21 protein-coding genes and 2 pseudogenes are annotated in these 22,835 nt (G+C 53.6%); 11 read left to right on the top strand and 12 right to left on the bottom strand.

Annotated features, from left to right (window positions below):
* Nucleotides 1-2: 2 nt before the first annotated feature.
* The 3 genes from N6P30_RS03305 to N6P30_RS03295 form a co-directional block, all read right to left on the bottom strand.
* On the bottom strand, nt 3-3,299 hold the full coding sequence (locus N6P30_RS03305) for an STY4851/ECs_5259 family protein (RefSeq protein WP_154827258.1): 3,297 nt from the start codon (nt 3,297-3,299) through the stop codon (nt 3-5).
* 483 nt (nt 3,300-3,782) lie between these two features.
* Nucleotides 3,783-4,373, bottom strand: a complete 591-nt coding sequence (locus N6P30_RS03300; protein WP_023293391.1) for a class I SAM-dependent methyltransferase — start codon at nt 4,371-4,373, stop codon at nt 3,783-3,785.
* Complete coding sequence (locus N6P30_RS03295; RefSeq protein WP_023293390.1) at nt 4,373-5,386, bottom strand: HNH endonuclease domain-containing protein; 1,014 nt, start codon at nt 5,384-5,386, stop codon at nt 4,373-4,375. The genes N6P30_RS03300 and N6P30_RS03295 overlap by 1 nt, the downstream gene beginning before the upstream one ends.
* Nucleotides 5,387-6,024: 638 nt before the next feature.
* On the opposite strand from N6P30_RS03295, the gene N6P30_RS03290 reads away from it, so the two are divergent.
* The 4 genes and pseudogenes from N6P30_RS03290 to N6P30_RS03275 all read left to right on the top strand — a co-directional run.
* Complete coding sequence (locus N6P30_RS03290; protein WP_008501362.1) at nt 6,025-6,540, top strand: DUF2778 domain-containing protein; 516 nt, start codon at nt 6,025-6,027, stop codon at nt 6,538-6,540.
* Nucleotides 6,521-7,039 (top strand): hypothetical protein, encoded by a 519-nt coding sequence (locus N6P30_RS03285; RefSeq protein WP_023293388.1) that lies wholly within the window; start codon nt 6,521-6,523, stop codon nt 7,037-7,039. The genes N6P30_RS03290 and N6P30_RS03285 overlap by 20 nt, the downstream gene beginning before the upstream one ends.
* Nucleotide 7,040: 1 nt before the next feature.
* On the top strand, nt 7,041-7,526 hold the full coding sequence (locus N6P30_RS03280; protein ID WP_008501360.1) for an Hcp family type VI secretion system effector: 486 nt from the start codon (nt 7,041-7,043) through the stop codon (nt 7,524-7,526).
* Between the two features lie 440 nt (nt 7,527-7,966).
* Nucleotides 7,967-8,353, top strand: a pseudogene (locus N6P30_RS03275) (SymE family type I addiction module toxin); the annotation flags it as partial.
* Nucleotides 8,354-8,465: 112 nt separating this feature from the next.
* Here N6P30_RS03275 and trpS read toward each other — a convergent pair.
* Entirely contained in the window at nt 8,466-9,467 is a 1,002-nt protein-coding gene (gene trpS / locus N6P30_RS03270) for a tryptophan--tRNA ligase (protein WP_023293386.1), read from the bottom strand.
* 200 nt (nt 9,468-9,667) lie between these two features.
* A complete protein-coding gene (locus tag N6P30_RS03265; protein ID WP_023293385.1) occupies nt 9,668-10,219 on the bottom strand; it encodes a hypothetical protein in 552 nt (183 codons plus the stop codon).
* 184 nt (nt 10,220-10,403) lie between these two features.
* Here N6P30_RS03265 and fosA point away from each other — a divergent pair, with 184 nt between their 5' ends.
* A complete protein-coding gene (gene fosA, locus N6P30_RS03260; protein ID WP_023293384.1) occupies nt 10,404-10,829 on the top strand; it encodes a FosA/FosA2 family fosfomycin resistance glutathione transferase in 426 nt (141 codons plus the stop codon).
* Here fosA and N6P30_RS03255 read toward each other — a convergent pair.
* Nucleotides 10,815-11,822 (bottom strand): LacI family DNA-binding transcriptional regulator, encoded by a 1,008-nt coding sequence (locus N6P30_RS03255; protein ID WP_023293383.1) that lies wholly within the window; start codon nt 11,820-11,822, stop codon nt 10,815-10,817. The two genes, fosA and N6P30_RS03255, sit on opposite strands and share 15 nt — an antisense overlap.
* Before the next feature lie 185 nt (nt 11,823-12,007).
* Between N6P30_RS03255 and N6P30_RS03250 the strand changes: the two genes are divergently transcribed.
* A complete protein-coding gene (locus N6P30_RS03250) occupies nt 12,008-13,096 on the top strand; it encodes a cellulase family glycosylhydrolase (RefSeq protein WP_023293382.1) in 1,089 nt (362 codons plus the stop codon).
* 50 nt (nt 13,097-13,146) lie between these two features.
* Nucleotides 13,147-14,541, top strand: coding sequence for an MFS transporter (locus N6P30_RS03245; protein WP_023293381.1), 1,395 nt, complete (start codon nt 13,147-13,149; stop codon nt 14,539-14,541).
* 41 nt (nt 14,542-14,582) lie between these two features.
* On the opposite strand, the pseudogene N6P30_RS03240 reads toward N6P30_RS03245, so the two are convergent.
* The 6 genes and pseudogenes from N6P30_RS03240 to N6P30_RS03215 all read right to left on the bottom strand — a co-directional run.
* A pseudogene (locus N6P30_RS03240) lies at nt 14,583-14,795 on the bottom strand (alpha/beta fold hydrolase); the annotation flags it as partial.
* 75 nt (nt 14,796-14,870) lie between these two features.
* Entirely contained in the window at nt 14,871-16,112 is a 1,242-nt protein-coding gene (locus tag N6P30_RS03235; RefSeq protein WP_260629930.1) for a hypothetical protein, read from the bottom strand.
* Nucleotides 16,113-16,237: 125 nt separating this feature from the next.
* Nucleotides 16,238-17,059, bottom strand: a complete 822-nt coding sequence (locus N6P30_RS03230; protein WP_023293378.1) for an alpha/beta fold hydrolase — start codon at nt 17,057-17,059, stop codon at nt 16,238-16,240.
* A 30-nt stretch (nt 17,060-17,089) separates the two neighbouring features.
* Entirely contained in the window at nt 17,090-18,709 is a 1,620-nt protein-coding gene (locus tag N6P30_RS03225) for an MFS transporter (protein WP_023293377.1), read from the bottom strand.
* Nucleotides 18,706-19,113, bottom strand: coding sequence for a DoxX family protein (locus N6P30_RS03220; protein ID WP_023293376.1), 408 nt, complete (start codon nt 19,111-19,113; stop codon nt 18,706-18,708). The genes N6P30_RS03225 and N6P30_RS03220 overlap by 4 nt, the downstream gene beginning before the upstream one ends.
* Nucleotides 19,113-20,984, bottom strand: coding sequence for an amidohydrolase (locus N6P30_RS03215; RefSeq protein ID WP_260629929.1), 1,872 nt, complete (start codon nt 20,982-20,984; stop codon nt 19,113-19,115). The genes N6P30_RS03220 and N6P30_RS03215 overlap by 1 nt, the downstream gene beginning before the upstream one ends.
* A gap of 218 nt (nt 20,985-21,202) precedes the next feature.
* On the opposite strand from N6P30_RS03215, the gene N6P30_RS03210 reads away from it, so the two are divergent.
* The 4 genes from N6P30_RS03210 to N6P30_RS03195 all read left to right on the top strand — a co-directional run bounded on the left by N6P30_RS03210 (nt 21,203) and on the right by N6P30_RS03195 (nt 22,833).
* Entirely contained in the window at nt 21,203-21,889 is a 687-nt protein-coding gene (locus N6P30_RS03210; protein WP_008501349.1) for a hydrolase, read from the top strand.
* Between the two features lie 61 nt (nt 21,890-21,950).
* Entirely contained in the window at nt 21,951-22,172 is a 222-nt protein-coding gene (locus tag N6P30_RS03205; protein ID WP_008501348.1) for a DUF1427 family protein, read from the top strand.
* Nucleotides 22,169-22,432, top strand: a complete 264-nt coding sequence (locus N6P30_RS03200; RefSeq protein ID WP_023293374.1) for a XapX domain-containing protein — start codon at nt 22,169-22,171, stop codon at nt 22,430-22,432. The genes N6P30_RS03205 and N6P30_RS03200 overlap by 4 nt, the downstream gene beginning before the upstream one ends.
* Before the next feature lie 20 nt (nt 22,433-22,452).
* The gene (locus N6P30_RS03195) at nt 22,453-22,833 is read left to right on the top strand and encodes a response regulator transcription factor (protein WP_008501346.1); all 381 of its coding nucleotides are present in this window, start codon (nt 22,453-22,455) and stop codon (nt 22,831-22,833) included.
* Nucleotides 22,834-22,835 lie beyond the last annotated feature (2 nt).

Genomic DNA, 22,835 nt, shown 5'->3' with positions numbered 1-22,835 from the left:
CTTTAATCCTTTTTATTTTTTGAAATATAACGCAGAAGGCTGCACTGGAATATGGCCTTGAACCAGCGAGAATCGAAGTCCCGAACTTGTCTCAGGAAAAATACGGCGCCAGGTTTGTGTTCAAACACAGTTTCAAAGGAAGTTTTACCGCTTGCCACTGCAGCCGCGAAAACAGGTAACCAGGCAACTGAATAGCGATAATCAGCCTCGGGATAAATATCTATCACTACATCTGTTTGTGACGACATCCAGTTATGCAGTCGCTTACAGCCATATTCTGGCCACCGAGCTTCACTGTGTTCGCGTAAAAGCTCCTGATACCACTCGCGGACAAAGGATGTTGGAATGGGAGGAGGGAATTTCCCATAACTTAACCATTTTTCAACTTCATCGGCATAAGTCGGAAATACGATCCCTAATTGTCGATACATCTTACTCAGCAGTGTTACCAAAACTTCATCTGGAGCCCCTTTTTGGGACAGGAATCGTTTGAAGGTTTCTGCTGCGGATTTAATTTCTAATATAGGGAAGAACTCCCAAAAAACAGGGAATTCATTCTCAATGCGGTTTAAATACTCGGCGGACATTTCAAATTTGAAGAGAGACATCGCCAGCGCTCTTGGATGTTGTACGAGTGCTCGCCATACTTCAAATGTAGCCAGCGGAAGATAGCCAAAATGTTCATAAAGACTGTGCATAAACTGCCAACCGGAGTGCGCAGGATCGGTAGCCATCTGATCAAGCACCAGCGTTATGGTATTCACTTTTGCCTGGGGATTAAAAAGTTGGGTGGCTTTCTGAAGTGAACGAACGCTACTTTCATCGCCATGTAAGGAAGATTCGCCACGAATGAAGCATGGACGAAACGCCATTTCATCACCTTCCTTTGGGACTACTAGCCAAGGCCCGTTTTTGCTAACGATTGAACTCAGTTCATATTCACCAACAGGTACACCCTCACTTAGCCTCGATGACAACGAGACTGCTTTTCGCTCTGGCTCGCTCAATAACATGATGACAGGAGAAGGGAGTTGCCCGGCACGATAGCTTGTCGACTGGCTGGTGAGAACTTCTTTTTCATAATCATAACGCAAACTGTATTTGTAGCGCCGAATCTGCCAGCTCATCGCTACGCCAGCACCTCTGATTCGCATATCCACAACTTGGTCAATTCCTGACTCAAGAGATAGCAAATTTTCAATATGCTCTCTTAGACTGTATAAATTGAGTTCAATAGGGCGTTCTCCTGCCGTATAAAACCATTCATGCCATGCCTGTTGACCATTTATAGTGCGTAGATGTAATTCCAGTGAAAATCGAGTCGGTTCACCATTTTTACCAAACAAGTAGGCTCTTGAACCAAGTAAATCATGCAAAGTGATATTTTTTTCAAGAAGGTCTCCATTTGCATCAAAAACCAAACAACCTTTAGCAGGATAAGGCAAAGTCAATTCAATTGAGTCAGCCCCCAAATTAGGATAAATTTCCAGAGAGATAAAGGCGGGAGGGATGCCTTCGGCTTTGAGTAATATCTCGGTGCGTCCTGCTGTGCGTTTTCGCGCAATCTCGAATGTTTTATTTTTTAAGACAGACATGCAGGGATGTTGCGTTGAGATGACAATGGTACCTTCATTAGCTTGATCGCCACCATGAATCTGAACATTAAAGTCTGCCGGTAATATTCCAATTTTTCGACGGAGTATAGTCTCATTATCACTATTCCTGACGGAAACAAATTGAGATCCCATCATCTCTTGTAACTGGCATTCTTCGATTGATTTACTATTAAAATAAGGTTTAAATTGGATATGTTTTACATCAGGATTTTTCGAGGTGACTTTAGGGACCCCAAGGAATGTTTCAGTAGGGTTGCATACCCAATTTACTCTTTTACCATAAAACTCAACCCCACCAGGGTTAGTCTGTTCTTTTCCAGTGCGTATACGATATATTTCATTTCCAGAAATAATTAATTCATGGCAACCTTTTACGGAGAGTGTTTCGAAGCCTAAGACTGAAATTGTATTCAAAGTCGTTTCATATCCTGAAACAGTTGTCTTTTCTCGAGGTAGAACAATAAGAACATCGCTGTTACGAACATTGCACGAAGCTTGCCCTTGTAATAGCCATCGTTCTCCTTCAGCAACAAAAGTAAGTGGAACCTCACCAATGGCGATTTCGCTATCATCCAGTTTTATTGCGCCAACATTCATTCCGCCTGCCCGAGCAACTAACGATAAACTCGCAGAAGGGTCATGTCTGACAAATCGTGATTCATTTTTACGGATGCGAATTCTGGCATGCGAATTTTCGAGGGAGGCATAGACTACACCAAGGCTTGCAACTTCGTTAATGCCTTCGTAAATAGCAAGTTCAAATCGTGTAGTTGAAGGTTCACTAATAATTGGAAAAGAGAGTTCATCTGGTAACGAAACTATCGCACGTATTTGATCCGGCGATTTTTCTGTCCAAAAGAACTGACAACCGGTACATTTATTTTTTTGTGAACGGGGTTTTGTTTCTATAGATGCAGTACGTAACAATCCATTTAGAAAGCGGGTGCCTGTTTCATCATCAAGTGGCATAGGGAATTCATCCCGCCATTTTGGATGAGTTTTATCAAGCTGCGCTACTGGTTCAGAGTCATCGCTTAGATTATACATCAGTACCAATGAGCTGAGTTTTTCTGCCATATGACTGATGAGCTCTACTGATGTGTCTTCAATAAAAACAGCTGGAAGCGAAGATCTTTCTATAATGTTTCTTACCAGCGAAAGCATGGAAAAACCTGCTATCTGAGCTTGTTCATACTGATTAAGGATCCGGGAAAATACGGTTTGAAAACTACTATCTGATTCCTTCAGTAAACGAAAAGGTAGACCACCCTCACTGAACAACGTTCCTAGAAAGTTACGTCTATCCGATTCATAAAATCGAATTGGTCGCATCCAGTAATTCTCCATTCCTTTAGGAACGATATGCCTTAGTTCCGTCGCCGTTAACGATGTACCTAGCTTTTTGTAAATGGGCTCCCAAGTCCACCCACAATTCCGCTCATAGTCTCTGCGGTACCATTCAGAGCAAAAAAACACAAAACAGGAAGCATAGCCTTTATAATCAACAATATTTGTAGTTTGGCTAACCGCTCGAAGTAACTGCGTTAAGTCCACATATTCTTCATTCGTCGCTTGATATTCATAAAGCGGGCGACCATCGGGTTGTCTCAATCCTCTACGACTAAGAAAGTTTGTTAGCCATGAAGTACATTTTGTCCATGAAATGCATTCTGATTGAACCAAAGCATTCTCCTTATAGTCAAGCGAGACAAGACTTAATGAATGTTTAATTTAAAAAACCGATTAGCGTACCCTCGAAGCGTTTGTATGGCAATACCTAATTTTTGTAGGTGGCCAGGAGGAACACTACTGATATATGACATATCAAATATTGATTAATTGCTTGATCATCATTGCTTTCATTTATGATTTCTAAGTAAAAGCAAATTTCACTTAAGTGATGAGTAAATATAATATCTGAAAAACCACCTATTACGCTATATAACAATTATGGTGATGGTTCAATAGTAAAATACGAAATTTGTATGGCTTGTCAAAAAAAGAGAACGAGCTAAATGTTTGGACTATGAGTTTCTAAGTTCATTAGAGCTGCGATAACATCTTTGTTGAGGATAGAGTGATATAGCCATTTATGTCGGCATGAAGATGAGATGTGTACAACTGAACATCTCAATATAAGTCCTTCACCGATAAGTAAAAGCCACTCTAAAAAATAGAGTTTTTTTTATGTAATATCCCATTTAACCATCTCTCACTTCTTTCATGCCGATAATCCTTCGTAACCCAAAGCGAAGTTATCGCCACATCTGTTATATTACTTATTCCCATCCGCAACCCCTCTTCATCCAGATCCGTAAACCGTCTTTCACCCTGCACGCGTTCACCGTTCCCATACTTAAAGGACACATACCAGACGCCGCCAGGCTTAAGCGCATCCGCAAGCTTCTGCATCACCGCAGGCAACTCAGAAGAGGGGACATGCAGCAAAGATGCACAACACCAGATCCCATCGTACTGCGCTTTACCGTCGATCTCTGAAAACGTCATCAACTGCACGGGTAACCCGGTATGTTGCCTTGCCAGTTCCACCATCGCGGAAGAGGCATCAAAAGCATCCACCTCATAACCCATCTCATGAAAGGCTTTTGCGTCCCGGCCTGAACCGCAACCCGCATCCAGAACCCGGGCACCATGAGGCAGATGCTGGGTAAAGGCCTCGTAAAGCGGGGTCATATCGACATTGACCGTGCCATCGAAGAAATCCTGTGCGTGGTTCTGATAATAGTGAAGAGTCATTAAAACGTTGCCTCGCCTTCCGCGTTGGGTTTCCAGGTATGGATAAGTTTGTCCAGCGCAGCCTGCCAGTTGCGCTGAAGAAAGCTTTTTCGTGCTTCAGGACGTTGCCCCGTCTGTAGAACAATCGTCTCATGTAACGGCAGTTTGCTCTGAATAAAATACTCATTGCGGGTGTGTAACCGCTGCAGGAGCCTGAGCTCGGGAATGCGTGCAGATTTGCCTTCAACGCCACGGTTACAACATCGACAGGCCAGCACTAAGTTCCATACGCCGTTAATATTGCTCACTTCATGGCGGGCAGCCCAGGGAATAAAGTGGTCGACGTCCGCCAGTTCTGCGTCTCCCGGTACCAGGCTAATGGGTTTGAAGCAGTAAAAACATCGTCCTTTCTGATAACCATTCAGGCTGTCGCGGCAGCTGGTGATGTCTACGCGACGCTTATTCACCCTTGTGAACAACAGCTGATTATCTTCGTCGAACTCTACGCCCACAAGGTTACGCGAAATCCCCATCGACCAGGCCTGTTCCACCAGGTTCCAGCGGGCATTGGTTTCAAAGGCGAGGTTTTTATACTGGAGGCGTTCGCCCAGTAAAAAGAAGTTATGCGTCAGGCGGATCCCGTTGTTGGTTTTGCGTTCATCAAGGAAAAAACGTTTATCGATCTCGCCCTGGTTCACGTAATGAAAGGCATCAATCACGTTGTTAAAGCCAAGGCGCACCGTCGCTTCAATGAGCTGGGCGTGGGTGATTTCACCTCTGTTGAACTTCAGGCAGGTTTCCAAAAATTGACTACTGCGGGAGGTGATCTGTTTTGGCGCATGTTTCAGGTGCTCGCAAAGATAACGGCTGAACGGCACAGCAAGCTGGTCGAGCGTAATCAAATCGCTGCCTGTCTTATCCACTTCATACAACGCTGACGCCAGCGCAAATTTGTAAGATGCGACGTTCCTTCCAAAGAGGATCACACCACGCCAGTAGTTCTCAAGCGTCGGATCGACCTGATAAAATTCCATCAATGAAGTCCTGTTACGGTTGGCTGGGCAGGGCGTTACTAAAGCCTGTAACAGGATCACATAACAAAATCAGGGTGATGTAAATCGTTAATCTATAGGTTTGATGAATTTTTGTGGGATCTGAGAAGAAGGGCTGGATGCGACGGATTTGTCGTCTAAGGTACTTTAGCGAATGAATAGATTTCTGGATGAGGAAAATAAGACTGATTTTCAAGCCAGCGATTTACCAGTATCCCCCAAACCCATTTCCTGAATCCCCCTCGTATTTCCCAATTTTACCTGTCGCAAAACCGCTGTATTTATCTTCAGTTCTGTATAATAGGCAGCAGTAATTACGCCAGTCGGAAAAACGCCTCTTCATGGGGATGTCCTCATGTGGCTTATGAAGACATTACTAACATCAGGGAGCAGGTCACTCTGCCAGCGGTTCGGTCTTGCCCCTGAGGCTACATGGTCAACTTGATAAACTTAGCTTCCTGACTCACCTCTGATGTTACCGCCTAACGGCCTTACACGTTGTCTTACCACCAACGGGCTATTGTCTGAAAATCAGAGGACTCTCGGAAGAAAACCTTCTTATGTCCGATTGCGTAGGAGTACGATAAGCCAATAAATCATTATAGATAAAAGGGTTATCTATGGCTCTACATGGAAAGTTCGTAATTAATGATGCGTACTACTCCCCGTTATCGTTTCCTGGTATAGGCACGTTTTTAGCTTTCTCTGGTAATGGTGCTTACCGTAATCGTGGGGCATGTGGAATGATCCCCAAAGAGGGGCCAGTACCAGCGGGTAAATACTGGATTGTTGACCGCCCTCAGGGTGGACTCAAGTCACAGCTAAACACAGTGGGAAGAGACATTTATAATCACTTCGCCAATGGTGCAACGTTCAAACATTCTGAATGGTTCGCATTATGGCGTGATGATTGGGGGATCGACGATTACACATGGATTGAGAGCGTTCAGCGTGGCAATTTCCGTTTGCACCCAGGCGTACTATCAGAAGGTTGTATCACTCTCCCACATGATTCTGATTTTGCCATGTTGCGTAATGCTCTGTTGAGAAGCCAAAAAATAGATGTTCCTTGCATGAGGAAGCTACAGGCATACGGCACGATTGAGGTGATCTCCAATGGCAAAACATGCCCTTAGTTTATTCATCAAGATAGTGCTGTTCGCTGTTGTTGTGCTGATCGTTGCTGAAATGGTTCCGTATGATGGATTAGTTAATTCTATTACGGGGCTTTTTGATTTCCAGAGCGCCGACAAGTTTACCCGCTTCATTTTGGGTGAACCTGATTTAGAAGTTTGGGAATCGTTAGACGGCTATTTTAGCATCTTAATCAATACATTAATCAGCGTACCTGTCATGAGCGCCATAACCACGGCGTACAGTGGCGCGACACACAAAGTTAGTCCAGCTGGCATCCCCAGAGAGTGGTTCAGTTCCACACTGCGACGGTTAGCTAAAATCTTCGGGTTTACCTTCCTGTTTTGGGCGTTATTTCGCTTGCTGCCTTATCAGTCTTTATTCCCGGATCAAACGTATTCAAATTTCACAATGGCGGCGATTGTGGGCTTTCAGTTGCTCTTAACGATTGTTTGCTACTGGTTCATCACGAAGAAAATCACAACTAAAAGGAGTTTGTAAAATGCCTATTCCGGCTTACATGTGGCTTAAGGACGATGGCGGCGCAGACATTAAAGGAGCCGTAGACGTTCAGGATCGTGAGGGGAGTATAGAGATTGTCGGCTTTAGTCATGGTCTGAACATTCCAGTAGACAGTGCCAACGGGAAGATTACTGGCAAGCGTTCACATTCTCCGATGATGATTGAAAAGGAGTTTGATAGCTCCAGCCCGTACCTATACAAAGCCGTTGCCACCGGTCAAACGTTGAAAAGTGCGGAGATTCGCTGGTATCGCATTAACCATGCAGGACAAGAAGAGTGCTACTTCGTCATGACCATTGAGGGTGTGAAAGTGACGGGCATTAACCCAGGGATGCCAAACGCTAAAATGGCAGGAAACTCGCAGATCAACCACATGGAATCTGTTTCCCTGATGTATGACAAAATCACCTGGCGTTATGTTGATGGTAATGTCCAGTATACGGACGATTGGAACGTAAGAGCGTAACAAATAGAAAGGAGGCATTGAGTGCCTCCTCTTTATTAACGCTTATCCTCTCAAAGGAGCCTGTCCGTAATGCTGTGTAACTGCCATCGTATTAAAGGTGATCGCTCAGTCGGTCACCGAACTTGATAATAAAACGACGCATTGCCAGCCCGCAGATCGGCGAATGGTTGCTCTGAGGTTCATGCGGACGCTCACCTTATATTCTGATAGTCCTCGCTGCTAATTTCTCTGACCCAACCCTTTTCCTGAATCCTCCTCGCAAAATTCAAATTTACCACCTCCAAAACCGCTGTGTTTATATTCAGCTCTGTATAATGAGCACCAGAAATTACGCCGAACGGCAAAGGAAGTATCAAAGAAAATTTAACGAGGAATTCGCGATATGAAGGTGCTGCAACACCCCCATACCGCTAACCACAACAACTACTGAGGAGTTGAAAATGGCTGCGACGAATTTTAAGCCAGAGTTTACCGTTTGCAAAACAGAATCAGACGCTTTCACCGGCATGATTGAAAACTGCGAGCTGGTACGCAAAAACAGCGCCCGCCGACTTCACGGCAACCCGCCCAACGCGGCACCCGTTCATCCCCCCGCGGAATCGCCGCAGGACAGTGCCGCCTGCTGCGAACTGTATGCGCGTATAGACATGAAATACCTTCTTCTGGGCGGCGACTGGTTAAAACGTGCAGGCTTTATCAACGGCATGCCGGTAAAAATCCGCGCCATGAAAGACTGTATTGTGATTACGCCCCAGCATACAAGAGAATTATGGGGATGCCTGGAAGGTATGAGCGTGGTGAATATCAATAAGCAGAAAGTCGCGCAGTAGTTAAAAACATTTCCTGGCGCGTTAAATGATACCGGCGATATTCCGGTAATTAAGCGCAACGCCTGATAAATATCCCGGCCCTGCGCCGGGATATTTATTTAAACCACTTTCAAAACACCGGCACCCCCAGCCCAACCTTCACCTCCCTCAACGTCTCCTGCGTCACCCCCTGCGCCCGTTCGGTCCCGCGCTTCAGCATCGCCATCAATTCCCCCTTGTCCTGCATATACATCGCCCTCCGCTCCCGCATCGGCGCAATCAGCTCCTGCAAACACCCCTCCAGTTCGTTCTTGCAAACCCGGTCACCCAGCCCGCCCGCCTGATAGTGCGCCTTCATCGCCGCCACTTTCTCCTTGTCCGGATGAAACGCGTCGAGATACGTAAACACCACGTTCCCCTCAATCTGCCCCGGGTCGCTCACCTTCAGGTGGTTCGGGTCGGTGTACATGGCGCTCACCGCACGGTGAATCGTCTCTTCGCTGGCAGAAAGGTGCAGCGTGTTGCCCAGCGATTTCGACATCTTGGCGCTGCCGTCGATGCCGGGCAGGCGGCTGGTGTCGCTCAGCATCGCCTTGCAGTGGCGCAGAACCGGGGCGGGCAGCAGGCTATTCATCTTGTGCACAATCTCGTTGGTCTGCTCAATCATCGGCAGCTGGTCGTCGCCGACGGGCACGCACTCGGCCTTAAACGCGGTGATGTCCGCCGCCTGGCTGATGGGGTAGGCCATAAACCCGACCGGCAGCGAGCGGGCAAAGCCCTTCTGCGCAATCTCGTTTTTCACCGTCGGGTTACGCTCCACGCGGGCGACGGTGACGATGTTCATATACAGCATCGTCAGCTCGGCGAGGGCGGGCAGGGCGGACTGCAGGCAGATCGTGGTCAGGTTCGGGTCGATGCCGGCGGCGAGGTAGTCGGCCAGCACTTCGGGGATGTTGTCGCGGATCTTCTGCGGGTTACTGCCGTTGTCGGTCAGCCCCTGCAGGTCGGCAATCAGCACAAACTGGCTGTGCGTCTGCTGCAGCGCCACGCGCTGGCGCAGCGATCCGACGAAGTGGCCAAGGTGCAGCGGGCCGGTTGGGCGGTCGCCGGTAAGGATGGTTGGTGCGTTCATAAAGACTCCTTAATGTGCAATTGCCGAAAGGGGTCTTAGATGTGAGAAAGCCGCCTTTCGGCGGCTATCTGAAAATGGGAAAAACTACTCCGTGCCGCCTTTAAGAAGGCAGCCACCAGCGGTTTACGGTGAGCACGGCGTGGTTTATGTTCATAGAACTACAGTATCATAATTATTGAACAATTCAATTGCATCCTGCTCTACTTTAAAATGGTTACGATAAGGTTTGCCAAACCCAAGCCTACAGCCACGATTATAACTAACCTTAACTGCTCTATCTTTTTACGCTGTGATATGGCTTCTACTTGCAATATTTTTATATAGTTTAATGCTGTATCAACATTTCCATTTTGAGTATTTGGTGTGACGTCGACCGTCTTAATATTCTCTGCATGGTTGGCGAGTACACCTCCTCCGGCTCCGGCACAAACAAAAAAAGCCATTTGAGTAAATATAGCAAGGTTCTCGTTGAAATCAGGCGTCATTAAGTCTTTATAGTTTTTTTGGAATAGTTCGGGAATTCCTAATCCCATGAATATCCCAAACAAAATGAGCGAAACCCCTTTTTCAACGCGCGAAAGACGCTTGCTTTCCAGAAGTGATATAAATGCTAAAAAAAGCCCACCCAACAAAAAAAGCCATGCGGTTTCAAGGCTGGTATACCGTGTTATACTACAACCGATAATTATTAAGAAAAAAGAAATTATGAATGTCTGAAGATTACTTAAACGGTATTTTATGATTTTTTTCATTTGGTTATATGTCCGAGGTATATGATAGCGAGTATCATATAACAAGATCCTCTGCATCTACTGCTGTCAATTATAGGGGGGCTAAATATGGAGTTCACTTAATGCAAATTACTCCGAAATGGTTTTGAAAAGGCTCTGTAGAGGTAAGATAAATTAACTAAATTTCAGTCATACGGGGCACGTCATGCTGCAATCACTCAACCATCTGACCCTCGCGGTCAGCGACCTGCAAAAAAGCGTCACCTTCTGGCACGAGCTGCTGGGTCTGACCCTGCACGCCCGCTGGAATACCGGGGCCTATCTCACCTGCGGCGATCTGTGGGTCTGCCTGTCGTACGACGAGGCGCGCCGGTACGTGCCGCCGCAGGAGAGTGACTACACCCACTACGCGTTTACCGTCACGGAAGAAGATTTTGAACCGTTCTCGCAAAGGCTGGAGCAGGCGGGCGTCACCGTCTGGAAGCAGAACAAAAGCGAGGGGGCGTCGTTCTATTTTCTCGATCCGGACGGGCACAAGCTGGAGCTGCACGTGGGCAGCCTCGCCGCGCGGCTGGCGGCGTGTCGCGAGAAGCCCTATGCGGGCATGGTGTTTACCTCAGACGGGGCTTGAGGCGCGTGCCTTCAGCCTGCCCGCCAGCGTCACGTGCGTGGCGGCATCTTCCTGATTACACAGGTACTCCACCGCCAGCCGTCCCAGCTCGCTGTAGGGCAGCTGGATACTGGTCAGCGGTGGGGTGAGCTGCTCGGAAATCTTCTGGTCGTCGTAGCCCGCCAGCAGCATGTCCTGCGGGATGCGCACGCCGTTCACCGCCAGCGCCTGATAGCAGCCAATCGCCAGCCAGTCGCTGGCGCAGAAGATGGCGTCCGGGCGCTCGGCCAGTTCCAGCAGGGAGGTGGTTGCGGTAAAGGACTCGCTGAACTGCCAGTTGGTCTGGCGCACCAGATTATCGTCGCACGCGAGTCCGGCCTGCTGCAGCGCCGCCTGATAGCCCGCCAGACGCTGGCGGGAGGCTTCCATCCAGCTCTCGCCGGTGATGTGGGCGATGCGCGTCGCCCCGCAGGCGATGAGGTGTTTCGTCACCTGGAAGGCATTGGCGTAGTCGTCCGGGATAAACGACGGCAGCAGCGGCGAGCCGGGGTCGCGCTGGTTGAGCAGCACCAGCGGGATGCGGGTGCAGTCCTGGAATGCCGTCATGTCCACCAGCGTGGTGACCGGTGAGGCGAGGACAATCCCGATGCAGTTGCGCTTCTCCAGCTGGCGGATGATGTTCAGCGCCAGCTCGATGTCGTCGCCGTAGTCGTAGACGGTGAGCAGGGTCTCGTTGCGCCACGCCGCTTCCCGCGCCTGGCTGATGGCGTCGATAAACGGGTCGAAGCTCTGCATGGAGCTGACCAGCAGGGCGATCTCTTCCTGGTTGCGCGGGGCGTGAACGGCGGGGAGGCGGTCGTAGCCGAGCTCGGTAGCCACATTAATCACCCGCTGGCGGGTATCGTCGCTGAGCTTGATGTTGCGGGACTGGTTAAGCACCAGCGATACCGTCGCCTGCGACACCCCTGCCGCCCGCGCAATATCGTTCATCGTCACTTTCGTTTTTCGCTTCATCCGTCCTCTCCCTTTCGCGAATTCGCATCATACCCTAACCGCACGCTTACGCGCCGTCGATCACGTTTCTCATTCATCGAAGCGTGAACTTTGTGAGGGGCGTCGCTTTTCTTATCGCCGTGATTTGCGCATTTATCCCGCAACTAATATTTATTAGCTAAATATTATCAGTAAGAGGACGCGTAATGAAAGAGCAGTGGAGCAGGGAGCAGGCACAGGCGTGGTATCAGCAAAAAGGCTGGCTGTGCGGGTTTAACTATCTGCCGTCGACGGCGGTGAACTGGACCGATATCTGGCAGGAAGAGACCTTCGATGCCGAAACCATCGAGCGCGAGCTGGGCTGGGCGGCGGACGCGGGCTACAACACCCTGCGCATCAACCTGCCGTTTATCGTCTGGGAGCACGACCGCGACGGGCTGATGGCGCGAATCGACCGCTTTTTGACGATTGCTGACGGCCACGGGTTCAGCACCATGCTGACCCTGATGGACGACTGCGGCTTCTCCGGCGACGAGCCGTATCTCGGCCCGCAAAAGCCGCCGGTGCCGGGCAAGCACAACAGCCAGGCGGCGGCGAGCCCGGGGCGCGACAAGGTGTGCGATCCCGACTGCTGGGCAGACATTGAACGCTATATCCGCGACGTTGTCCGCCAGTTCCGCGAGGATAAGCGCGTGCTGCTGTGGGATCTGTACAACGAGCCGGGCAACCGCGGCATTTTCGCGACGGGCACGCAGGAGGTGCAGTACGACGCGAAGCTGGAGACCTGCGCCCACGCGCTGATGAAGCTCGCATTCCAGTGGGTGCGTGAAGAAGATCCAACCCATCCGCTCACCGTCTGCGCGTGGCGTCTGCCGCCGGAAGAGGAGGGCGAGACGTTCTTCCAGCATCCGCTGGACCAGACCGCGCTGGCGCTCTCGGACGTGGTGAGCTTCCACGCCTACACCCACACCGGGCGGATGACGGCGATTATCCAGCAGTTGCAGGCGCTCGGTCGCCCACTGTTCTGCACCGAATGGCTGGCGCGCCACGTGGGCAGCACCATCGAAGAGCAGCTCCCGCTGATGTACGCGGCGAAGGTCGCGCCGTACCAGTGGGGGCTGGTGCGCGGCAAAACCCAGACGTGGCTGCCGTGGCCGGTGGTGATGAAGGAGTCCACGGACTACTGCCGCCTCTGGTTCCACGACGTGTTCGAGGAGAACGGCATTCCGTTCTCGCGCGGTGAAATCGCCCTGATGCAGCAGCTGCGCAAGATCGCCCCGCAGGCGCAGGACTAATAATATCGACCCGGCGGCCGACCGCCGGGCAACCAGGCAGGCATATAACAATGGCAATGACAATGAAAATACCGTCTCGCGAGCTGTGGTCTTATTTTGGCTATGGTTTAGGTCAGTGTTTTAGCTTTGGTTTAGTGGGTTCGTTTATTAACTATTTTTACACCGACGTGCTGGGGATCTCGGCGCTGACGGCCAGTACCATCTTCCTGATTGCCCGCGCGTGGGACGCGGTTCACGATCCGCTGTTTGCCAGCATTATGGACACCATTAACAGCCGGTTCGGCAAGTTTCGCCACTTTTTGCTGATCGCGCCGCTGCTGATCACCGGCGTCACGCTGCTGTCGTTCTATAAAATCGAAGCGGACATGACCACCAAAATCCTCTACGCCGGGGTGACGTATATCCTATGGGGGACGCTGTACGCCATCTCCGATATCCCGTTCTGGTCGATGTCGTCGGTGATGACCAACGACTCCGCCCAGCGCACCCGCGCGGTGACGGCGGCGATGCTCGGGGTGAACGCGGGCATTGCCTGCGCCAACATCTTCTTCCCGAAGCTGGCGGCATTCTTCGCCCAGTACAGCAACGATAAAGGCTACTTTATGGCGGCGCTGGTGATGATGCTGGTGGGCCTGCCGCTGATGCTCAACGGCTTTATGCAGATCAAAGAGCGCGTGCCGCCGAGCCCGGAAAAGGTGACCATCCGCGACACCTTCCACAACCTGCGCCAGAACAAGCCGCTGTTTATCGTCCTGCTGTCGTTCTTTTTCTGTGTGTTCCACAACGTGGCGGGCGGGCTGTATATCTACTTCTTTATCAACAACCTGGGCGACGGCAGCCTGCAGATGGCGATTGGCGTGATGGGGATCGTGGCGGCGGTGCTGTGCCTGGTCGCGCCGATGCTGACGCGCCGGATGCAGAAGCGGAAGCTGTTTATGATCCTCTGCGGGCTGGACGTGGCGGTGCGCGTGGTGATGTGGTTTGTCGGGTATCAGCAGGTGACGATGCTGTTTATTCTGCTCGGCCTGAGCACGCTGTTCGTGATGATGACCAACATCCTCACCTCGTCGATGATTGCCGACACCATCGAGTACGCGGAGTACCACACCCACAAGCGCTGCGCGGCGATCACCTTCTCCGGGCAGACCTTTACCGGCAAGATGTCGGTGGCGGTGGGCGGCGGGTTAATCGGCGTGTTTCTGACGATGATCGGCTACGTGCCGCAGGCGCAAATTCAGAGCCAAGGCGTGCTGTCGGGGCTGTTCTTCGGGATTTGTCTGCTGCCGGCAATAGGGTCGCTGATCCGCATGGGCTTTATGTCGCGCTTTACCTTTACCGAAGAGAAGCACGCGGAGATTTGTCGGCTGCTGGCGGAGCGGAACGCGTCTGCGAAAGCGCCGGGTGGCGGCTGCGCCTTACCCGGCCTACAGGACCAGCCCTTGTAGGCCTGATAAGCGAAGCGCCATCAGGCTTCGCTTTTAAAGACTTACAGCGCCTTCACAAACGCCAGCAGATCTTCGTTGAGCTGATCCTGGTGGGTCAGCGCGAAGCCGTGCGGCGCGTTGTCGTACACCTTCAGCGTGGCGTTTTTGATCATCTCTGCCGCCAGCTTGCCGGTGCTTTCAAACGGCACGATCTGGTCGTTGCTGCCGTGAATAACCAGCGTCGGCACGTCAAATTTGTCCATAACGCGGTGAGCCCGGGCAGAAGCATGATCCTCCGCTTACGGTGAATTGATTAAGTAGCGCCCGCGCTGCGGGCGTTTCTTAAAAAGCTACTTGATATCGTGAAGCAACTTTAATAAAAGGCTATCATCGGTAGATTTAATTTTCTGAAAATAAACAGGTTCAGCTATAGGCGAGTCCCATTGGTGTATCTCATCCTTCTTAAACGGGATACATTTCATAGCGGTGTTTTTCAACCGTTTTATGCGAAGGTCATATTCGTCAAAGTTGTCTGGCGTAGTTTTCAGGCTCAGCGATCTGGCATGATTGATTTGCGTAGGGCAAATAAGCTGAATGTTTCCAAGCGAGAAAATGTTTACGCCGGTGATAAAGAATCTCGAAGGGATATCTTTATAGTAGCGTGTGTTCCATGTTAAACCATCAAACATCGCTGGCGGGTGAGTGTGAGTATCTATGTAATATTGATGTGTGCGCCAGTCGCTAATGCCGGAAAGGTTCATGGTCATGTTAATGATCATATTGGGGGTGGGGCGGAAAATCATTGTCAGGACAAGAATGCTGACAGGAATAATGATTAGTGTATAAATGATTATTTGCAATATATTTTTATTTTTCTTTTCGTTTATCAGGATCATTCCTGGGAAAATACCCACAATAATCATCGCGACCGAGAGTGCAAGGAAAATGATAACCTGTAAGAACGTATTACTTTCTTCGTTAAAATCTAGCTGACCCGCGATAAAAATGAGTGGGAAGATTTGTGTAAAAGCAGGGGCAATCAATAACAGAGGCAGCCATTTCCTGACGGCATTTTTCTGCAAATATTTTACATCACGCGTATCATCAACATCCTTATATGACTGAACGTTGAACATAAGCTTGTAGCATAAGCCATACGATGCGGCCAGTATTATGGCTATCGCTAAGGCAAGAACGATAAAACCATTTATATGCAGAAAAAATTCTAAGCAGAACGCTCCGATAAGCACAACGCACATCACAACGCTATTACCAAAACAGACTGAGGTAAAGCTATGTGTCAAACCTTCGTATTTAACAAACTCTTTCTCATGTGCGGTGTAAATTAAGTAAGCAAGGAAAGATGAGATAAAAATGACAAGGCTGAAGCCAAGTAGTGAAACAAGGGTAAACCCAAATATTATTCCTACTGCGCTACTCACGCTCAACGCATCGTATAAAATATCAAGCCGATCAATATTCGCAAGATAGAACCATATAACGCTAAATGTACAGGCTGTGACAAATGAAGAGGATGTTAAAATAGCGATGATAAACTTTCGGGTTAGCTGCTTATAAAACTGAATATTCATCTTATGTAGTCTCCCTTTGAAAAGAAGGAATACTAGTCACAACGGAAAGGGAGTTCTACATTAAAATTTTGTATGCTAGGAAGTGCATATTCAGGCTGACGCCTGCTGGCGTCAGCCCCGGGACATTACAGCGACTTCACAAACGCCAGCAGATCTTCGTTGAGCTGGTCCTGGTGGGTCAGCGCGAAACCGTGCGGCGCGTTGTCGTACACCTTCAGCGTGGCGTTTTTGATCATCTCTGCCGCCAGCTTGCCGGTGCTTTCAAACGGCACGATCTGGTCGTTGCTGCCGTGAATGACCAGCGTCGGCACGTCGATTTTCGCCATATCCGGGCGGAAGTCGGTTTCGCCGAAGGCGGTCACGCAGTCGATGGTGCCCTTCAGGGACGCCAGCAGGGCGATGTTCAGCGTCTGGGTCAGGGCACCGGCGGAAACGGTCTGCCCGGCGTTGATGCCGTAGAACGGCGTCGCGAAGTCGCTGATGAACTGGGCGCGATCTTTACGCAGCCCGTCGCGAATGCCGTCGAACACGCTCTGATCCACGCCCTGCGGGAAGGAGTCGGATTTGCCGAAGATTGGCGTCACCGCGCCCAGCAGCGCCAGACCGGCGACGCGCGCGCTGCCGTAGTTGTTGATGTAGCGGGTCACGTCGCCGCCGCCCATGGAGAAGCCCACCAGCGTCACGTCCTGCAGATCCAGAGTGGTAATCAGGTCGTTGATGTCGGATGCAAAGGTGTCATAGTCGTAGCCGTTCCACGGCTGATCCGAGCGGCCAAAGCCGCGACGGTCAAAGGCGATGGCGCGGAAGCCGCGTTCGGCCAGATAGTTCAGCTGGCTGTCCCACATGTCGCCGTCCAGCGGCCAGCCGTGGCTGAAGAGAACCGGTTTACCCGCGCCGCAGTCTTTGTAGTAAATCTGCGTGCCGTCTTTTGCCTTAAACGTTGCCATAGTGTGTTCCTGTACAGGTGATGGTTGTGGTTATACCGGCGCGACCAGGTAGCGAATGGCCGGTGATGTTGTGCCCTGATGAAAAGCCAGAACGCGGCTCTGCAGCAGGAGGTCATTCATGGTGTGGCGCTCCTGCTGGCGTAGATGCTCAATCCAGGAGCCCATCAGGAAGGTCTCGATAAACAGTCCGGGACGTTCGATATCCTCGTACACCGCCCAGCTCATCGCCCCGGCGCGGCGGCGTACCCGGCGCAGCTCGTGGACCGCCTCCAGGAAGGCCTTCGCGTTGTGCGGGTCAATGATGTACTCGTGCGAGACCAGCACCGGGCCGCGCTCGTTCGGCAGGTCGATCTCCACGCCGTCCAGCGGCTGGCCGATCAGGTCGAGGTTCAGGTCCGGGTCTTTCTCCAGCTTCCAGCGGAACACGGTGGCGCTTGCCAGCACCATCCCCAGCGTGGCGACAACCAGCGCGGTCGGGGTGCCGAACCGGGAGGCAATCTGCCCCCAGATGGCGCTGCCCGTGGTCATCGAGCCGAAGAACACCGTCAGGTAGACCGCCAGCGCCCGGGCCTTCACCCAGCGGGCGGCGCTGCGCTGGGCGCCGAGGTTCAGCGTCGAGAGCACCGCAATCCACGCGAAGCCGGTGAAAAACTCAAACAGGTTCAGCAGCCAGACGTGGCGCACGAACGCCAGCGCCAGCATGGTGAGGGCAAAGACCAGGCTGGCGGCCACCATCAGGCGGTCGGCGTTCAGCCGCTGGCGCAGGCGCGGCAGCAGGATGGCCCCGGCAATCGCCCCCAGGCCAATGCAGGCCAGCATCACGCCGTAGCCCGCGGGGCCTAAGCCCAGCTCGCGGCGCGCCACCAGCGGCAGCAGGGCCCAGCCCGCGCTGCCGAAAACGAAGAACGCCACGGTGCGTACCAGTACGTTGCGCAGCACCGGGGCGGCGTGCACGTAGCGAATGCCGGAGCGCACCGCGGAGAAGAAGTGCTCCGGCGGCAGACGCTGCACGGACGGCGCCGGACGCCAGCGCCACAGCACCCACGCCACGCCGACCACGGACAGCGCGTTCAGGGCAAACACCATCCACGGCCCGGCGAGCGAAAGCAGAAAACCGCCCAGCGCGGGGCCAATCGCCCGGCTGATGTTCACCCCGAGCGAGTTCAGCGCCACGGCGGCGCCCAGCTCCGGCTTGCTCACCAGATCGGGCACCACGGCCTGGAACGGCGGCGAGCTCATCGCCGCCCCTACGCTCAGCAGAAACGTCGCCACCAGCAGAACGGTCGGGGTGACGTGTCCGGTGAAGGAGAGCGCCGTCAGCCCGGCGGCGGCGATGAACACCCACAGCTGGGAGAAAAGCAGGTATTTACGCCGGTCAACGATGTCCGCCATCACCCCGGACGGCAGGGCGAAGAGGAACATCGGCAGGCTGCTGGCCGCCTGCACCAGCGCGATATCCAGCGGGTCGGCGCTCAGGGTCAGCATGCTCCAGTTGATGCCGACGTCGCTCATCCATGAGCCGACGTTAGAGACCACTGTGGCGATCCACAGCATGCGGAACACCGGCTGGCTCAGCGGCTGCCAGGGTGAAACCGTCGGTGCGGGCGTCGTCTCGACGTGGGCGTCGCGAACGTCGTTAACCTGGGTCATGCGAACCTCTCCGTTCCCTTACGCTGCAGCCGCCACTGGCCCGGCCCGGTGAGGGCGAGAGTGGTGAAGATAATCAGCAGCAGCCAGCCAAACTGCCCTTCGGCAATCGACCAGTTGGGATGGACCGCCAGCATCGCCACCAGCAGCACGGCGATAATCGGCAGGCATGCCAGGCGGGTGTACACGCCCGCAATGATCAACAGCGGGCAAATTACCTCGGCGACAATCGCCGGGATCAGGCTGGCGTAAGGCCCGAAGCCAAACGGATCTTCAATGCGCGTCAGCTCTTCGCTGAAGTGCAGCACCTTCGGCAGGCCGTGCACGTACAGCAGCAGCAGGCTGCCGGTCAGGCGCAGGAAGAACAGCCCCAGGTCGACCCGGGGCGGCATAGTGGTGTTTTTCATCAGAATGCAAAGCAGCTGCAGCCCAGCGCCCCCCAGAAAGCGTTATCGTCGGACACCGGCATCGCTGACGTGCGGGCGAAATCGTGCTGGTGACTGTGAACCCCGCACGGGCCGCTGCAGTGGTGAATAGGACTCATGCCGACGCGTGCGGCCTGCGGCGGCGCGCTGCGGTAGTGGCCCGGTACCTTGACCACCGGGGACCACTCGGGCAGGACCGGGATGGCCGGCGGCGCGAGCGGGCCAAAGCTGCCCGCGGCGTAGACGATATCGCCGTTGACCACCGTCAGGACGGACTCGATGCCCTTGATCTCCTCTTCCGGCACGCGGAAGTAGTCTTTGCTCAGCACCGCCAGGTCGGCGAGCTGGCCGACCTTGATCTGCCCCTTCTGGTTCTGCTCGCTGGAGAACCACGCGCTGCCCTGGGTCCAGAGCATCAGGGCGGTATCGCGGTCCAGACGGGCGCTGTGGTCGTACATCTGCATCCCGCCGACGGTGCGGCCGGAGACCAGCCAGTAGAGCGCGGTCCACGGGTTGTAGCTCGCCACGCGGGTGGCGTCCGTTCCTAAGCCTACCGGCACGCCGGTCTCGAGCATTTTCGCCACCGGCGGCGTGTGGCGGGTGGCTTCGATGCCGTAGCGCTCGGCAAAGTATTCGCCCTGGAAGGCCATGCGGTGCTGGACGGCAATGCCGCCGCCCAGCGCTTTGATGCGGTCGATGTTGGCCTGGGTAACGGTTTCCGCGTGGTCGAAGAACCAGTGCAGGCCGTTGAACGGAATGTCGCGGTTCACCTTCTCGAACACGTCCAGCATGCGGCTGATGGATTCGTTATAGGTGGCGTGCAGGCGGAACGGCCAGCGGTGCTCCACCAGATGGCGCACCACGCGCTCCAGCTCATCCTCCATGCCCGGCGCGAGGTCCGGGCGCGGCTCGAGGAAATCTTCAAAATCGGCGGCGGAGAAGACCAGCATCTCGCCCGCGCCGTTATGGCGGAAGAAGTCGCTGCCCTGGCCCGGCGTGAGCATGTCGGTCCATTTTTCAAAGTCTTCCAGCTCGTGGCCCGGACGCTGGGTAAACAGGTTGTAGGCGATGCGGATGGTCATCTGCTTCTTGTCGTGCAGCTCGGCAATCACCTCGTAATCTTCCGGGTAGTTCTGGAAGCCGCCGCCCGCGTCGATGGCGCTGGTCAGCCCCAGGCGGTTCAGCTCGCGCATGAACTGGCGGGTGGAGTTAACCTGCTGCTCCAGCGGCAGCTTCGGCCCTTTGGCCAGCGTGGCGTAGAGGATCATGGCGTTCGGACGGGCGATCAGCATCCCGGTCGGGTTGCCGTTGGCGTCGCGCTGGATCTCGCCGCCCGGCGGGTTTGGCGTGTCTTTGGTGTAGCCGACCACCTTCAGCGCGGCGCGGTTGAGCAGGGCGCGGTCGTAGAGGTGCAGGATGAAGACCGGGGTGTCCGGCGCGGCGTCGTTAATTTCGTCCAGGGTCGGCATGCGGCGCTCGGCAAACTGGAACTCGGTCCAGCCGCCCACCACGCGCACCCACTGCGGCGACGGGGTGCGCAGCGCCTGCTCTTTCAGCATCCGCAGGGCGTCGGCCAGGGACGGAACGCCTTCCCAGCGCAGCTCGAGGTTGTAGTTCAGCCCGCCGCGGATCAGGTGCAGGTGCGAGTCGTTGAGGCCGGGGATGGCGGTGTGGCCTTTCAAATCCACCACTTTGGTGCCGTCGCCGTGGTGTTGCATCACCTCGGCGACGGTACCCACTTCCAGAAATTTTCCATCGCGCACGGCAACGGCTTCCGCGACAGGATTCTCGCGATCGACGGTGTGAAACTGGCCGTTAACCAGAATGAGATCGGCTTTACCGAGGGTAACCATAACTGCTCCTGACTGAGAGGGGAATGGTCAGGATTATGGGAACCGGTTTCGGCAAAGATCCAGTTATACAATAGGATAGGTATACCAAAGTACAACTATACCTAAGGTTAACTATACGAAGAGATAATTACGCGCGGAGAGGGAAAACCGCAGGATGAGGGTGACTTTATCGTCGCGGCGCTCGCGGCGATTTCTACTCTTAACCACTGGAAAATGCTATGACCTCTTCAAAGCTCGAAGTGTTAACCCCTGCGAACTGTCAGATCATCTTTATCGATCACCAGCCACAGATGGCGTTTGGCGTGCAGTCGATTGACCGCCAGGTGCTGAAAAACAACACCGTGGCGCTGGCGAAAGCGGCTAAGGTGTTCAACATCCCGACCATCATCACCACCGTAGAGACCGAAAGCTTCTCCGGCAATACCTATCCTGAGCTGCTGGACGTGTTCCCGGGTCAGGACATTCTGGAGCGTACCTCCATGAACTCCTGGGACGACCAGAAGGTGCGCGACGCGCTGAAGGCCAACGGCAAGAAGAAGGTCGTGGTGGCCGGTCTGTGGACCGAAGTGTGCAACAACAGCTTTGCCCTGTGCGCGATGCTGGAAGGCGACTACGAAATTTATATGGTGGCGGACGCGTCCGGCGGCACCTCCAAAGAAGCCCACGACTACGCGATGCAGCGCATGATCCAGGCGGGCGTGATCCCGGTGACCTGGCAGCAGGTAATGCTGGAGTGGCAGCGCGACTGGGCGCGTAAAGAGACCTACACCGCGGTGATGGACATCGTGCGCGAGCACTCCGGCGCGTACGGCATGGGCGTGGATTACGCCTACACCATGGTGCACAAAGCGCCGTCTCGCCAGAAGAGCGAGCACCGCACCTTAGCGCCGGTTCCGGCTCGCTAAGTCCCGTCGGCGGGCTGGTCCCTCATCCGGCTCGCCGCTGCCTCTTTCTCTGGAGTTCACGATGAGTACTGGGCTGATATCCCTTGCGGCAGGCGTGTTGATTGGCCTGATGTATGCCGTGCTGAAGGTGCGCTCCCCCGCGCCCCCCGCGCTGGCGCTGATTGGCCTGCTGGGGATGCTGGCGGGTGAACAGGCGACGCGCCATCTCTTATCCCGCGACGGCGCGCCGCCGCCTCAGGCGATCGTTCCGCAGGCCAGTTCGCAGACGGGAGCGTCGTCATGAAAGCATGGATAATTTCGCTGGTGTGCGGCGTGGGTGCTGGGGTAATTTACGCTCTGCTCGACGTCCATTCCCCGGCGCCGCCGGTTGTCGCCCTGCTTGGCCTGTTTGGCATGCTGGTGGGTGAACAGCTCATCCCGGAGGGACGGCGTTTACTGAGTCGCGAACCGCTTACCCTCGCCTGGTTTCGTCACGAATGCGTACCGAAAATCAGCGGCACGGCGCCCCCTGCGCCCGCGAAGGATACCCGCGACGTTAAATGACTGGTTAGAGGAATAACAGCATGACGCTGCCGTGGCGCATTGCCATCATTGATGACGAACGTTCCGTCCGCAGCGGGTTGAGTAATCTCCTGGAGTCGGAAGGCTATTCGACCGATACGTTTGATTCGGCAGAGGTATTTCTGAGCCATCCGCTCGCCCTGTCCGGCGCGGCGCTGGTGATCACCGATATCAAGCTGCGGGGCATGAGCGGCCTTGAGCTGTTTGACAAGCTGCGGCTGCTGGCCGTACCGCCGCCGCCCGTGCTCTTTATCTCCGGTCATGCTGATGAAAATATGCAGCGGTACGCTCTCGGTCTGGGCGCCGCTGCTTTTTTGCGTAAGCCCATTAACATCGATATTCTGCTGGATCATATCCAGCGGGAGCTGGCCCGCCGACAATAAGG

This window comes from Enterobacter sp. PL1 (genome assembly GCF_945957325.1).
GTDB classification, from domain to species: domain Bacteria; phylum Pseudomonadota; class Gammaproteobacteria; order Enterobacterales; family Enterobacteriaceae; genus Enterobacter; species Enterobacter roggenkampii.
This window is presented reverse-complemented; position numbering and strand designations above follow the sequence as displayed.